Annotated in this window: 10 protein-coding genes; 3 read left to right on the top strand and 7 right to left on the bottom strand. The window is 69.2% G+C overall.

The window, feature by feature from the left end:
* The first annotated feature begins 5 nt into the window (after positions 1–5).
* Positions 6–1937, top strand: coding sequence for an ATP-binding protein (locus ACN28I_RS44075; protein ID WP_420947865.1), 1932 nt, complete (start codon positions 6–8; stop codon positions 1935–1937).
* Between the two features lie 12 nt (positions 1938–1949).
* Here ACN28I_RS44075 and ACN28I_RS44070 read toward each other — a convergent pair whose 3' ends face one another.
* On the bottom strand, positions 1950–2690 hold the full coding sequence (locus ACN28I_RS44070; RefSeq protein WP_420947864.1) for a hypothetical protein: 741 nt from the start codon (positions 2688–2690) through the stop codon (positions 1950–1952).
* 874 nt (positions 2691–3564) lie between these two features.
* Between ACN28I_RS44070 and ACN28I_RS44065 the strand changes: the two genes are divergently transcribed.
* Positions 3565–4041, top strand: coding sequence for a hypothetical protein (locus tag ACN28I_RS44065; RefSeq protein WP_420947863.1), 477 nt, complete (start codon positions 3565–3567; stop codon positions 4039–4041).
* A 6-nt stretch (positions 4042–4047) separates the two neighbouring features.
* Here the strand turns inward: ACN28I_RS44065 and ACN28I_RS44060 are convergent, their stop codons facing one another.
* From ACN28I_RS44060 to ACN28I_RS44050, 3 genes are all read right to left on the bottom strand, one after another.
* Positions 4048–5289, bottom strand: a complete 1242-nt coding sequence (locus ACN28I_RS44060; protein WP_420947862.1) for a cyclic nucleotide-binding domain-containing protein — start codon at positions 5287–5289, stop codon at positions 4048–4050.
* A gap of 116 nt (positions 5290–5405) precedes the next feature.
* Positions 5406–6998: an adenylate/guanylate cyclase domain-containing protein gene (locus tag ACN28I_RS44055; RefSeq protein WP_420947861.1), complete on the bottom strand. Its 1593-nt coding sequence runs from the start codon at positions 6996–6998 to the stop codon at positions 5406–5408.
* Positions 6999–7047: 49 nt separating this feature from the next.
* Positions 7048–9048: a protein kinase domain-containing protein gene (locus ACN28I_RS44050; protein WP_420947860.1), complete on the bottom strand. Its 2001-nt coding sequence runs from the start codon at positions 9046–9048 to the stop codon at positions 7048–7050.
* A gap of 266 nt (positions 9049–9314) precedes the next feature.
* Between ACN28I_RS44050 and ACN28I_RS44045 the strand changes: the two genes are divergently transcribed.
* Positions 9315–10001, top strand: a complete 687-nt coding sequence (locus ACN28I_RS44045) for a Crp/Fnr family transcriptional regulator (protein ID WP_420947859.1) — start codon at positions 9315–9317, stop codon at positions 9999–10001.
* Between the two features lies 1 nt (position 10002).
* On the opposite strand, the gene ACN28I_RS44040 is transcribed toward ACN28I_RS44045, so the two are convergent.
* The 3 genes from ACN28I_RS44040 to ACN28I_RS44030 form a co-directional block, all read right to left on the bottom strand.
* On the bottom strand, positions 10003–11316 hold the full coding sequence (locus ACN28I_RS44040; protein ID WP_420947858.1) for a M18 family aminopeptidase: 1314 nt from the start codon (positions 11314–11316) through the stop codon (positions 10003–10005).
* 66 nt (positions 11317–11382) lie between these two features.
* Positions 11383–12798 carry a hypothetical protein gene (locus tag ACN28I_RS44035; RefSeq protein WP_420947857.1) on the bottom strand — a complete coding sequence of 472 codons (1416 nt, stop codon included), beginning with the start codon at positions 12796–12798 and terminating at the stop codon, positions 11383–11385.
* 23 nt (positions 12799–12821) lie between these two features.
* On the bottom strand, positions 12822–14276 hold the full coding sequence (locus ACN28I_RS44030; protein WP_420947856.1) for a hypothetical protein: 1455 nt from the start codon (positions 14274–14276) through the stop codon (positions 12822–12824).
* Positions 14277–14286: the final 10 nt, after the last annotated feature.

The raw sequence follows: 14286 nt of genomic DNA, 5'->3' as shown, positions 1-14286 counted from the left end.
AGCACATGCGAGCCCTGCTCGTTCCATCCGGGAGCATCGAGCTCTCCCCCGTGGAGCTCCTGCTCCGTCAACTCGGTGTGACGCCGACCCTCGCCAGGGACGAGGAGGCGGCCATCACGGCCTTCCGGCTGTCCCCCTTCCCGCTGGTGCTGCTGGGCATGGATGAGGCGGGAGACCGGATCGTGCTCGTGCGGGCGCTCCGGGCCTGCCCGCGGGGGATGCAGGCCTCGATCGTGCTGGTGGCGCACCCGGAGCAGGTGGAGCGGCTCAAACCGCTGCTGGACGCCGGAGCCGACGACTTCCTGCTGCTGCCGCTGGACGAGGCCTCGGCCACGCTGCGGTTGAGGCTCGCCGAGCGCCGGTCCGCCGAGCGGCCGCAGCCGATGCCGGACGACTTCGAGCTGGACGGGCTGTGCGCGGTGCTGCTGCGCGAGAGCCCGGTGCCCACCTGCATCACCACGCGCGAGGGCAGCGCCTTCGTCGAGGTGAACGATGCCTGCACGCGGCTGTTCGGCTACGCGCGCGAGGAGATGCTCTGGCGCACCGCGAAGGACCTGAACCTGTGGGAGACGCCCGTGGAGCCGGATCGCCTGGGCGCCATCTTCCGGGAGTACGGGGTGGTGCGCGGGGTGGAATCGCGCGTGCGGGCCAAGAGCGGAGAGCTGCGCCACGTGCTCGTCTTCTCGGGGATCGCCGAGTACGCGGGCACGCCGCACGTGGTGACGATGTTCCCGGACCTCACCGAGCGCAAGCAGATGGAGGCGCGGCTGCTGCTGGCGGACCGGATGGCCTCGGTGGGCACGCTGGCCGCGGGCGTGGCGCACGAGATCAACAACCCGCTGGCCTACGTCACGGCCAACCTCGGCTACGCGCACGAGGAGCTGGTCCGCCTGCTGGAGCGCGGGGCCGTCGCGGCGCCGGAGGGTGCTCCCGCCGCGAGCCCGCTCAAGCCGGTGTGCGTGGCGCTCGGCGAGGCGCTGCACGGCGCGGACCGGGTGCAGACCATCGTCGGGGACCTGAAGACGTTCTCGCGCGAGACGCAGGAGCCCCTGCGGGCGGTGGACGTGAAGAAGGTGCTGGATCGCACGCTCAACCTGGCGTCCGGGGAGATCCGCCACCGGGCGAAGTTGGTGAAGGAGTACGGGGACGTGCCCCCGGTGCGTGGCAACGACTCACGCCTGGGCCAGGTGTTCCTCAACCTGCTGGTCAACGCCGCGCAGGCCATCCCCTCCGACGGGGATGCGGATTCTCATGAGATTCGCGTCACCACGCGGCTGACGGCGCCCGGGCAGGTGGCGGTGGAGGTGTCGGACACCGGAGCGGGCATCGCACCGGAGCTGTTGGGCCGCATCTTCGATCCCTTCTTCACCACCAAGGCGCCGGGGGTGGGAACGGGGCTGGGCCTGTCCATCTGCCACAACCTCATCCACGCCATGGGAGGGGAGCTTCACGTCCACAGCGACCTGGGGCGGGGAACCACCTTCCAGGTGCTGCTGCCCTCGGCCACCACGCCGGTGGAGGAGTCCGTGCCGGAGCCGCGGCCCGCGGTCACCGCCGGAGGACCGAGGGGGCGCGTGCTCGTCATCGACGACGAGCCCATGCTGTGCTCGGCGGTGGAGCGGATTCTGAGGCCGCACCACGACGTGGTGTACACCACGCTGGCGGCCGAGGTGTTGCCGCGGCTGGAAGCGGGCGAGCACTTCGATCTCATCCTGTGCGATCTGATGATGCCGAGGATGAACGGGATGGACTTCCACGCGGCGCTGCAGCGGCTGAGGCCGGATCTGACGGGCCGGGTCATCTTCCTCACGGGCGGTGCCTTCACGGCGCAGGCGAAGACCTTCCTGGAGCGGGTGCCCAACCGGCGGGTGGAGAAGCCCTTCAACGCGCGCGCCCTGCTGGCGGTGGCGCGCGAGGTGATCACCACCCCGGGTTGAAACAGTGTGCAGTCACGGCATTTCCGCGTGGCCTGAGAAGGCACGCAGCCAGGTCAGTTCGTGACGCGCACGGGAGGACTCCAAATCCTCCAGGAGCGAAGGCAGGGGCCAACGTTCGATGTTGGCCGCGAGCGAGGCCCGGAGCCCCTCACGCACCATGTCGTCCCGTCTCCTGGCCTGGTCCAGGTCACACATCTGCCCCATGTGTTCCGCGCCGAGTTCCATCAGCAGGGTGCCCACCGAGTGCTCCAGCAGGCTGGAGGCCTCCGCCATCCGCTGACCGATGTGCCAAAGCATGCGCCCGAGCCAGCGTTGCTCTTCCTCCGATAAATGAGACCAGGAGGCGTCGGCACGTGTGCGCAGCAGGAGTGCCACACCGGAGCCTACGGTCTGCTCGGCCACGCCGAAGGCCCCCGTGTCGGCATTGGGGAGACCCAACTGCCGCAGGAGCTCACGCGCCTGAAGGAAGGTCTGGGAAAAAGAGGTCTCCCGCCAGCCTGGGAGCGTGGAAATAGCCTCGAGCGTTTTCAACTCCTGAGCATTGAAGGGAGCGTCTCCTCGAGTGTCAGACAGGAGCACCGTCAAGCGGGGCAACATTGCACGAGAGGAGTCACTGGAGAGCCCTCGCAGGCGTTGAAGCAGGACTGCCCGAGCCTCGGAGCGGAGCACGTCGGGAAACAAAGAAGCTCTGCGCGGGTCGAGCAGGGCCACCAGCCGAGCCGGATCGTCGAGCGCGGGGATGCGTTGCAGCAACCCGCGAGCCTGCTCCTCCGAGAGGGTGGAGATGGCCATGGCGAGGGTGGGCCGGGCTTCAACGGAGGCGCGCAGCCATGCCCGAGACATGAGTGGAGAGGCGTCTACTTTGGAATGGAGTACGGGCGGCAAGAGAGGACTGTCACGCAGGTCGGGCCGTCCCACGTCGGTCCAAGCCTGGAGGAATGCCCGGCCCCAGCCAGGAGGGAGGAGCTTGCGGCGTTGTACGAGGAGATTCTGCAGGAGAAGTGGCTCGGGGCGATCAGGGGCCGCGGAGCGGAGCCGGGAGATGGCCGCCTGGGCCTCGTCCAACCTGGAATCCTCCAAGGCCTGGCAGGCGCGAAGAAGGAGCGTTGACGCGGTGGCCACCGTTTCCAGGCTTCGCCCCTCCACCGCGCTGGAGAATGGGTCCTCCGGACTGTGTGACACCCACAGGGCACTGGCCGCTCCGAGCGACAGGAGGGCAAGAAACCTGAATCGGAATCGCCTTCGGTGCGCTTGTCGGGAATGGGACACCTGGCCAGGTGGCTCCCGGGGGGCGGTCATCGGCCCCATGCTACACCTTTCTCATGAGTGGCCTCCAAGCACTCCGGCACCACCCCCGCCCCAGCTTGTTGTCGGCCGGTGTCTGCTTGTTGCTGGTGTCCTGTGCCAGCAAGGACGACTGGCAGGACATCGGAGACTGCCCGGTGCCGTTGACCAACGCGGAGATCAAGCAGAGGTGCAACGCGGCATTCAACCGGTGTCTCGAGACCCGTATCCAGGGCATCGAGAGTGAGACGTGGGGGCATAGCCTCTGCCCCATCTGCATGGATGTATGCATGCAGCAGAAGGGGGTCTGGCCCAACAAGATCTGGGATGGGCGACCCTGCCAGTGAAAAGACTGTCGAAAACGGCCGAACGCCGCTCCAGGGACGTCGCACGGGCTTTCGACCAGCTCATCGTGGCGGCCCGGGATGACGCCTTCGAGGTCTTGGAGGCCAGATACAAAGCGTTGGAGCGGCAACTCCTGCGCTCGGTGGTCAAGACGGACTTCGAACGCAAGGAGTTACGGCGGCGTATTGCCGAGAGGCTCTTCACCGAGGCCTTCGGGCACGACTGCCCCTGGCCAGTCTTCGGGCGCACCCTGCGGCGTATCCAGCGGCTGGGCTACTCGAATGTGGAGCGCCGCTACCATGTGGCATGCATCTACGCCATGTGGTGTGAACGCCACCCGGAGCATGACCCACGAGAAGCTCGCCGCCTGCTCGACAACACCGAGCAGCACCTGCTCCGGCTCCCCCGCTCCAGCCGATTGCGCCAGGGTCTTCTGGAGGCGCTCGCGGACAAGCGAAGGGAGACAGGCCTGTAACCCCCCTCAGACGCGCGAGTCGCCCTCGAGCGGCTCGTGTCCGGAGACGAGGAGGGCGGTGCGCTGGAGGCGCTCGGTGCTCAACCGCGAGAGCGCCTCACGCACCCCGGGCTGCACGAGGATGTGCTTCTCGAAGGACTCCCGGTCCAGCCGCAGCAGCGTGCAGGGCGAGTCCGTACGCACGGTGGCGGTGGCCGGCAGGCCGAGCATCATCGAGAGCTCGCCGAACACGTCGCCCTCGCGCAGCACCGGGTACTGGCTCTCCTGGCCGTCCGGGTGGCGGTGCGTCACCCGGCACCGGCCCCGGAGGACCAGGTACAGGGCCTCGCCGGGCTGGCCCTGGACGAGCATCGTCCTGCCCGCCGGCTGGGTCTCGAGCTGGAAGGCCCGGGCCGCGGCCTCGCGCTGCTTGGGCGTGAGGGTGGCGAAGAGCTTGTTGCCGCGCATCACGTTGGCCAGCAGCCGCTCCTGGTGGAAGGAGCGCAACACCCGCCCCACCGAGGCGTCCCGCTGGATGAGCCGCGCCACCATCGCCCGCGTCAGCTCCAGCACCACGGTGCGCTCGGCGGCCACCACGCTGGCCAGCCGCGGGCTCTTGGACAGCAGCGCCATCTCCCCGAAGAAGTCCCCCTCGCCCATCGCCGCCACCTTGCGCCGCTGGCTCCCTTCCAGTTGCCGCACCACGTCCACGCGCCCTTCCACGATGGCGAACATGGAGGTGCCCGGCTCTCCCTCGGTGACGATGGCCGCCCCCGCCTCGAAGGTCTTCAGCTCCAACCCCTCCAGCAGTGCCACGAAGGACTCCTGGCCGAGTTGCGAGAAGATCGGGATGCGCGGCAGGGCCGCCAGCGCCGCGGGCTGGGCCGCCCTGGACGGCTCGGGCGCCACCGCCACCGGCACCGTGTGAATCACCCGCGCCGGCGTCTCCAGGCGCCGCGCGTAGAGCTCCGCCAGCCGCTGCTGCGTCCGCCCGTGCCTCGGATCCAACTGGAGGATGACCTTGCACATCGCGATGGCACGCAGCAGCCAGCCCTGCCGGGCCCAGCCATCCGCCACCGACGCGTACGTCTCGATGGCCTCCTGCTTGCGATTCAACCGCTGCAGCAACTCCGCCACCTTCTGACGGCTGGCCAGGTCCTCCGGAGCGGCATTCGCTACGAGCTGGTACTCGGTGAGCGCCTCCTCCAGCCTCCCGCTGGCGAAGAGGTGGGCGGCGTTGTCCTTGTGCTCACGAAGATTCCCGGCCATGGCGTGACTCCCTGATGAACGCCCGCGGCCCGTTTCCGGCCCCGCGAACACCTCCCTTTTCCCACGCGGGGCCCGGCCAGGAAGTGACGCAGCCAACAGTCCGGAAGTGAGGCCCGTCACACCGTCGCGGAGGGGTCGCGCCACTCCAGCCGGTAGAGCGTCAGCGCCTCCTTCTTGCCCTTCACCTCGACGGGGGCCAACTGGATGAAGGGCCACTCCCTCTCGCGCCAGCGCTCGAAGGTGGTCGCGTTCATGCAGATCTCCCCGTCTCCGGCGGCGGAGCACACCCGGCTGGCCACGTTGGTGGCATCTCCGATGGTGGCGTACTGCACGTACTGCTCGGAGCCGATGTTCCCGGCCGCCACGCGCCCCGTGTTCAGGCCCACGTGGATCTTCAGCTCGGGCTTGCCCTGGGCCCGCCACCGCGCGTTGAGCTCGGCCAGCGCCCGCTGCATCTCCACCGCGGCGCGCACGGCCCGGTCCGCGTCGTCCGGGTGCGAGAAGGGCGCGCCCCACACCGCCATCAGCGCGTCGCCGATGTACTTCTCCAACGTCCCCTCGTGCCGGAAGACGATGTCCGCCATCACCGGGAAGTAGTCATTGAGCAGGTCCACCACCTGCCGGGGCTCGAGCGTGGAGGAGAGCGCGGTGAAGCCACTGATGTCCGAGAAGAGGACCGTCACCTCCGTCTCGATGGTCTCCAGGGGGCCGCCCTTGGCCATCTGCAGCTTCTTGAGGGTGGCCGGAGGGAAGAAGCGCAGGTAGACGTTGCGCAGCACCGCCTCTTCCTTGAGCCGCTGCGAGAGCAGCGAGTTGTCGAGCGCGATGGCCGCCTGGTTGGCGAAGGCGGTGAGGAACTCCAGGTCCTCCTCGCTGAAGCCGTTGGGCCGCGAGAGGTTGTCCACGTACAGCACGCCCAGCACCTCGTCGCGGGGCTTGAGCGGGGCGCACATGGAGGCCTGGATGGACTGCAGCACCACCGAGGCGGCGTCGTCCAGGCGGGGATCCAACCGGGCATCGGAGAAGAGCGCCGCCACGCTGTGCGAGCGCACGTAGTCGACGATGCGCTGGCTGTAGAACGGGCCGGAGGGGGCCTCGCCGGCCGAGGTCCGGGCCACCCGGGGAACCAATCTCCCACTGGTGGAATCCACCAGCAGGATGGCCGCCCGGTCCACCTCCATGATCTGGAAGACGAGGTCCAGGATGCGCTCCAGCAGCGCGTCGATGGAGCCGGGCGAGGAGAGCAACTGGCTCACCTTGAGCAACACCTGCAGCTTGTCGTTGGCCCGGTTCTCCCGGCTCGCGTGCCGCACCTTCAGGGCCGAGCCCTCCCCAGGCTCCGAGTGCCGCTCCAACAGCTCATCCATGGAGCCGGGAGAGAACCGCGTCTGCAGCGGCTGCACCTGCGTGGGCGAGAGATCCAACGGCAGCGGCCGGGAGGCGGACACCAGCTTGAAACGCACCTCGCCACAGCGGAAGGCCTCGCCGCCCCGCAGCTCGTGGCGATCGATCCGTGCCTCGTTGACGAACGTCCCGTTCTTGCTGTTCAGGTCGACCAGGAGGATCCGCTCGCCGTCCCGCTCGAGCCGTGCGTGCCGCCGCGACAGGCTCTTGTGGAGCACGCAGATGGTGCTCTCCTCCGTACGGCCGATCGTCACGGAGCCTTCGGGGAGCTCGAAGACCTGCTCATCCAGCAGGCCCGGATTCATGATGAGCTGCATAGACACTGGACGTTAGCACCCGGGCGCGCGGCCCGGACTAGCCCGCCTTCGCGGCGGCGAGCGCGGAGGGTTGTGACGAAGAGGCCGAGGACCCATGCACCTCGATGGAGGCGGTCTGGTCCGAGCTGGACACCCGCTGCTCCCGGCGCGCCACGAGCTCATGCACGGTCAGCTCCGAGTTGGAGCCGGGCAGGATCCTCTTTCCCAGCGCCAGGCACTCGAAGCCCGCCTCCACCCGCGCGAGCAGATGCGCCCCGATGAGGATCTGATCCTTCCCGGCCAACACCGTCAGCCGGGCCGCGGTGTTCACCGTCTCCCCGAGCACCGTGTAGTCCAGCCGGCCCAGCCCCTTGGCGCCGATGCTGCCGCAGATCAGCTCTCCCGAGTCCACGCCGACGCAGAGGCCATGGGCATACGGAGAGGCGTCTCCCGAGCGGAAGGCCATGGCGCGAAGCTGCTGCCGGGCCGCCAGACAGGCCTCCAGGGCCCGGCCCAGGTGCCCGTGGCCGCGGAACACGGCCATCACCGAGTCCCCGACGAACTTGTCCACCATCCCGCCCCGCGAGAGCAGCTCCGGGACGATGACCTCGAAGTTGGCGTTCAACCGGCGGACGGCCGCCTCGGGCTGCTCCTGGCGCAGCACCGGCGTGAAGCCCTCGAGGTCGAGGAAGGCCACCGTGGCCTGCACCCGCTCCCCGCCCATCATGTCCGGGCCATGCATCAGGGGGAGCGCCCGCTCCACGACCCCGCCGTGCACGAACATCCGCAGGAGCTGGTTCTCCTCGGCCGAGCGCACCATCTGGCGGAACTCCGTCACGTGCCGGAGCGCCTTGGTGAGCGTGGCGTCGAGATCCTGGAAGTCGAGCGGCTTGACGAGGAAGTCGAAGGCCCCCCGGTTCATCGCCACGCGGATGTTGCTCATGTCGCTGTAGGCGGAAACCATGATGACCTTGACGAGCGGATTCACCTCGCCCACCCGGGCCAGGAAGGTGAGCCCGTCCATCCTCGGCATGTTGATGTCGGACAGCACGACATCGGTATCCGGGTGCTGGCGCAGCTTCTCCAGGGCGTCCTCGCCGTCGGAGGCGAAGATGAACTCGTAGACCGAGTCGCGGATGTGCTTGCGGAAGCGCTGCTGCATCAGCAGCGCCATGTCCGGCTCGTCATCGATGACGAGGATCTTCGCGGCCCGGGAGGGGCGGTTGGCCTCCACCAGGGAGGCGAAGGCCACGGCCAGCTCCCGCGCGGACTGGAAGCGGCGCGTGGGGTCCGGCTCCAGGGCACGCGAGAAGAACGCATCCACGCCCTTGCCCAGCTCGGGCACCAGGGTGGACGGCGGCTCGCCGAACGTGATGGTGCCGCTGCGGCCCAGCTCTCCGAGCGCATCCGCCGAGAAGGGAAAGCGACCCGTCAAGGCCCGGTACGCCACCACCCCCAACGCCCAGACATCCGTGCGGTGGTCCACCCAGGCCTCGCCCCGCATCTGCTCGGGGCTCATGTAGCGAGGGGTGCCCATCACCCTGCCCGGCTGCTCGGTGGAGGCCGAGGCGCCGCCGTCCAGCCGCGCCAGCCCGAAGTCGAGCACCTTCACCACCTCGTCGCTGTCCACCCGGGCGAGGAAGAGGTTGGCGGGTTTGAGATCCCTGTGGATGACTCCCGAGGCATGGGCGGAGGCCAGGGCCCGGGCGATCTGATTGAGCAGCGAGGCGACCACGGCTGGAGCCAGCCGGACCTGCCGCTCCAGGCGCGTCTCGAGATCCTCCCCCTCGAGCAGCTCCATCACGATGAAGGGCGTGTCACCGTCGACGCCGTAGTCGTGGATCTGCACCACATGGGGGTTGCGGAGCTGGGCGACCGCCTTGGCCTCCTGCTCGAACTGGTGCCGCGCCGAGGACGAGGCGATGCGCTCGGGCGTCATCAACTTGAGCGCCACCCGCCGCTGCAGTTGTGAGTCGAGCGCCACCCAGATGGCCCCCATGCCGCCACCCGCGACCCTGCGCTCCAACACATACCTGCTGCCGATCCTGCGTCCCGACATAGATGAGACCCACCTCAGCGACTGGCCGGGATTGCCAATCCCGGTTGGAATATCATCGCACAATTGCTGAGGGGGTGTAGAGCGGGCCCGGGTGCTCCTCTGCTCTCGCCGGACTGGAACTGTTTCGGCTGCAAAAAGCGCAAATCCTGCGCATCTGGCCGGGCGGGGCACCTGGCGGGGGCTCGGTCAGCCCTGGCCGGGTTCCGTGGCCGCGGGCAAGATGACGGGTGGGCAGACCACCCGGAAAGCCAGGAAAGCAGCGCGCCATGTCCGATTCGGAGCTCCTCTCCCAGGTTCCCCTCTTCTCGTCGCTCGGGTCCGACGACCTGGAGCGGCTCTCCTCGAGCCTGCAACTCCGGCGTTATGACCGGGGAACGCTCCTCTTCCAACAGGGCGACGTGGGGACCGACCTCTTCATCATCCGCGAGGGCGAGGTCACCATCCGCCTCAGCTCGCCGGATGGGCGCGAGGTCTCCCTGGCGCTGCTGCGGCGCGGAGATGCCTTTGGCGAGCTGGCGCTGTTGGACGAAGCCCCCCGCTCGACGGACGCGGTGGCCCGCGAGGACACGGCGCTGCTGGCTTTGAGCCGCAAGGACTTCCATCGATTCCTGGAAGAGCGGCCCCAGGTGGTGCCGGCCCTGCTGGCCGAGCTGAGCCGGTTGGTGAGGCGCGTCACCCAGACGGTCCACGACGCCAACTTCCTGGATGCGCGGGCCCGGCTGGCGCGCGTGCTGTTGGATCTCGCCCAGGTGCAGGGGAAGCCCGGGACCCAGAGTGAAGGGGTGGCCATCACCCCCCGGCTCACCCAGACCGAGCTGGCCAACCTGGCCGGGCTCACCCGCGAGAGCACCAACCGGTGGCTGCGCTTCTACGCCCGCGAGGGACTGCTGTCCTACGAGGAGGGGCGCATCACCCTGCTGGAGCCCGACAGCCTGCGCCTGAACGTGGAGTGAGTCAGCGCACGTACACGTTGTGCAGCACGGAGATCATCGCCGCCACGTCCGCCGCGGCGGCCATCTCGCGGATGGAGTGCATGGACATCATGGGATTGCCCACGTCCACGGTGCGGATGCCCAGCTCGCCGGCGGAGATGGGGCCGATGGTGCTGCCGCAGCCCAGGTCCGTGCGGGTGACGAAGTTCTGCGGCGTCACGCCCACCTCCCGGCAGCAGAGGGCGAACCAGGCCGCTGTCTCGCCGTCGGTGGCGTAGGACTGGTTGACGTTGGACTTGATGACGGGGCCCCCGCCCAGCACGGGCGCGTGCTTGGGCTCGTGCATGGACGCGTAGTTGGGATGCAGCGCGTGCGCCATGTCCGCCGACACCAGGAAGGAGTGGTGGATGGCCCGGTGCAACGCATCCCGCCGCCCGTCCGAGTGCGACAGGGTGATGCGCTCGAGCAGATCCTTCAGGAAGGGAGACGCGGCGCCCTGGGCACTGACGCTGCCGCACTCCTCGTGGTCGTACAGGATGACGCCGCAGGTGGCCTCGCGCGGCCCGCTCATGGCGAGCAACGCGGACAGGCCCGCGTGGCTGCTGGCGAGGTTGTCCAGGCGCGCCGAGTGGAGGAACTCGCCAAAGGCGCCGGAGCGGGTGGGCGGCTGCAGGTCATAGAGGCACAGGTCGAAGCCGAGGATGTCCGCCGGGTCCACCTGGGTGCCGCCGCGGGCCAGCTCCGCGACGAGCATCGCCTTGAGGTCCACCGCGCCCGAGCGCTCCAGGGCGAGCACCGGCACCAGGTGCTCCTGCGCGTTGAGCTTGAGGCCGTCGGTGTTGACGGAGCGGTTGAGGTGGATGGCGAGGTTGGGGATGCGCAGCAGCGGGCGGCGGAAGTCCACCAGGTGGTGCGTGAGGCGCCCGTCCTTCGCGGTCACCACGCGGCCGGCGAGCGACAAATCCCGATCCATCCAGGTGCTGAAGAGGACGCCGCCGTACACCTCCACGCCGAGCTGGTGGAAGCCGGAGCGCTGCACGTGGGCATTGGGCTTGAGGCGCAGGTTGGGCGAGTCGGTGTGGGCGCCCACCAGGCGGAAGCCGGCACGATCCACGGGCACGGTGCCCAGGTGGAAGGCGGCGATGCTGGTGTCCCCGCGGGTGACGTACACCTTGTCACCGGACTTCAGGTCCCAGGGCTCGCGCTCATCGAGGGCGCGGTACCCCTGGGCGGTCAGGCGGCGGATGCTCTCGCGCACCGCATGGTAGGGCGTGGGCGAGGCATCGATGAAGGCCAACAGATCATTGGCGGCGGCGTCGGTATCGGAGGGAGTCATCTCCCCCCAGGCTAGCGCCGCCGCCGGGCCTCGCCACAGGAAAGGCGAGGCCCTGCCGGGTAGCGGCTAGTTGGCCGAGCCCGGCACGGTGGCCTGCTGGCTCCCGGCGGGCTCCACCCCCTGGTACACGGCCGGCAGCGAGGCCGACACCGTGCTCACGTAGAAGATGCCGTGGTAGCCATGGCGGTTGCGGCCGCCGAAGAGCTGCACGAAGTAGCGGTCGCCGTTGTCCTCGCCCTTGGTCTGCTTCACCCCGCAGTCCAGCTTGTCCTCCGGGGTCATGGCGCACACCCACGCCGTGCCGCTGTTGTAGGCGATGTCCAGGGAGTACACGTTGGACAGCTCGCCCGCCAGCCGCAGGCCCATGGGGCGGTAGTCCGGAGCCCCGGGCAGGCCCTTGGCCTGGCGCGGGTGGACGTTGGCGCTGAGCACCAGCAGCGCCCGCTTCGGCGACCTCTTGGCCACCTTCAGCACCACCCCCGCCATGAACTCCTCGCGCGCATCACCCCGCAGCGCCGGCTGATCATAGGCGAAGATGTTCACATCCAGTCCCTGGCTGCGCAGCTTGCGCAGGGCCTCGATGAGGTACACCACGCCCTCGCTGTTGCGGCCATCCGGGTACGGGCTGCGCCAGAAGGGGCTCTCCATCAGCTTCGCCCAATCGGCCTCGGTGCCCGCGCTGATGAGGAAGGTCTCCAGCCGCTCCTGGTTCGCCGCCGGAATCTCCAGGCCCACCGTCACGGGGATGCCCTGGGTGGCCACCTGGCAGGCGCTCTGGGCCACGAAGTGCGGCACCTGCTGCGTGCCGTGCAGCTCGCCCAGCAACACCACGTTGCCACCACGCGCCAGCTTGCCCAGCCCCAGGATGGGCACGCCGCACTCGATGTTCTCCTCCCGCGTCACCACCACGTCGGGGCTCTCGGTGGACTTCTTCGCGTGCTGCATGAGCTGCGGGGAGAGGTTCCGGAACACCTTCCACTCCAGCACCATGTCGCGCGCGGACTGCTGGGACTCGCCGAGGATGGCGGCATCGGGGCTCATCCGCTGCAGCATCGCCACCTGGGTGGCCGCGTCGCTGCCGAAGCCCGTGGGGTTCTCCGCGGTGCGCCCGTCCACCCCCCACATCAGCTCGGCGCCCGGGGCCTTCAGCGCCTTGTTCGCGCTGCGCGTCGTGCGGGTGATGACCAGCTTGGTGCGGTTGGCGCCCTCCGGCCGGGCGACGACCAGGTAGCGGTGCCAGTAGGCCGAGATCCGCGAGCCGATGAACTCCTCGCGCCATTCCGTCTCCAACTGGGCGCCGCCCGGCACCTCACGGAAGACGAAGCCCCGGGACGAGAAGTAGTCGCGGACCTTGGGCCACACCTCGTCGACGGGATACTCGTAGACGGCCTCCTCGTCGGGGGCGAAATCCACGAAACGCCCGGCACACCCCGACAGCGCGGCGACGAGCAGCAGCAGACAACCAAAGGCCATCCGTCTCATTCAGTACTTCCTCCTGGGTTCTCTCACTTGGAATCGATGGCCCGCGCGCCGTCCAGACGCACCGCCGGAGGCGAAGCCGACACCGCCCCCACATAGAAGACGCCGTGGAAACCGGCCTCGCTGGGCTCCTTGAAGAGCGAGACGAAGAACCGGTCCCCGTGGTCCTGGCCCTTCGTGGGCCGCGCCCCACATTCGAGCGTCTCCCCTACCGCGCAAATCCACGCGGAGCCACTGGCGAAGGCCACGTCCAGCGACACCAGGGAGGGGAGCTGGCGGGCGAGCATGTAGCCCATGGGGCGGTAGCCCAGGTCCCACGGCACGCCGGGCCGGGTGCGCGGGTGGAGGTTGCCGGTGGCGATGAGGAAGAAGCGCTCCGGGCCCGCCTCCACCTGGGACAGGACGCTCCGAGCCATGGCGGCCTCACGCGCCTCGCCCTGCAGCTCCGGGTGATCGAAGACGAAAACAGCCACGTCCAGGCCCTGCGCGCGCAGCCAGCGCAACTGCTCCAGGAGCTGGGCCACCGCCTCGCTGCCGCGGCCGTCCGGGTAGGGGCTGCGCCAGAAGGGGCTCTCCATCAACAGCGCCCGGTCATGCTCGGTGCCCGCGCTGGCGATGAACCGCCGCACGCGCTCCTGGTTCTCCACCGGCATCTCCAGCCCCACCGTCACCGGGGTGCCCCGCGAGGCCACCTGGCAGGTGCTCAGCGCCACGAAGCGGGGCACCTCGCGCGTGCCGTGCAGCTCGCCCAGCAGCATCACCCGGCCCTTCGGCGTCTGCCCGGACAACCCGATGATGGACATGCCGCACTCGAGGGTGCTCGTGCCCGGCTCCTGCTTCGTCGCCGCCAGCGTGCGCCCCTCCAGGCCCTTCTTGCGCGCGTCCAGCTCCGGGACGATGACATCCCTCAGCGCCCACTCCATCCCGAAGTCCCGCGCGCCCTGCAGCGACTCGCCCGCCGCGCCAATCCCTTCCGGCAGCACGACGCCGGACACGGAATCCTGGGGCACGAAGCGCAGCTTCGGCTCGCTGGTGGGAATGCGCACATCGTACTCCTCCGGGCGGCTTCCCCCCGGCAGGCCGTCATTGCCGGGGCCCGGCATGCGGCTCGCGTCCCAGTCCGGCTGCTTCGCCGCGTAGATGGGGGCTCCATTGGGGCTGCGGCTGGTGCGGATGATCAGGACCCGGCTGCGCGCCGGGCCCTCCCGCTTGCCCACGACGGTGTAGCGGTGCCAGTAGCCGGCGATCAGCGAGCCGGCGAACTCCTCGCGCCACTCCGTCTGCATCACGAAGTGGGCCGCGTCCTCCCGGTACTGGAAGCCGCCGTTCCGCATCCAGGCGTGCACGGAGGGCCAGACCTCCTCCAGGGGGTACTCGTAGACGGCCTCCTCCTGCGGATCCATCCGGAGGAATGCCGGCCGTGAGGCACACCCCAGCAGCCCTCCCACCAGGAGAACCGACATGAAGATGGCCGCTCGCATCCCTACCTCC

Source organism: Archangium gephyra, from assembly GCF_049060025.1.
Taxonomy (GTDB): Bacteria; Myxococcota; Myxococcia; order Myxococcales; family Myxococcaceae; genus Archangium; species Archangium gephyra_A.
Note: the sequence above shows the minus strand (reverse complement) of the source record. Positions and strands in the feature narration are given on the sequence as shown.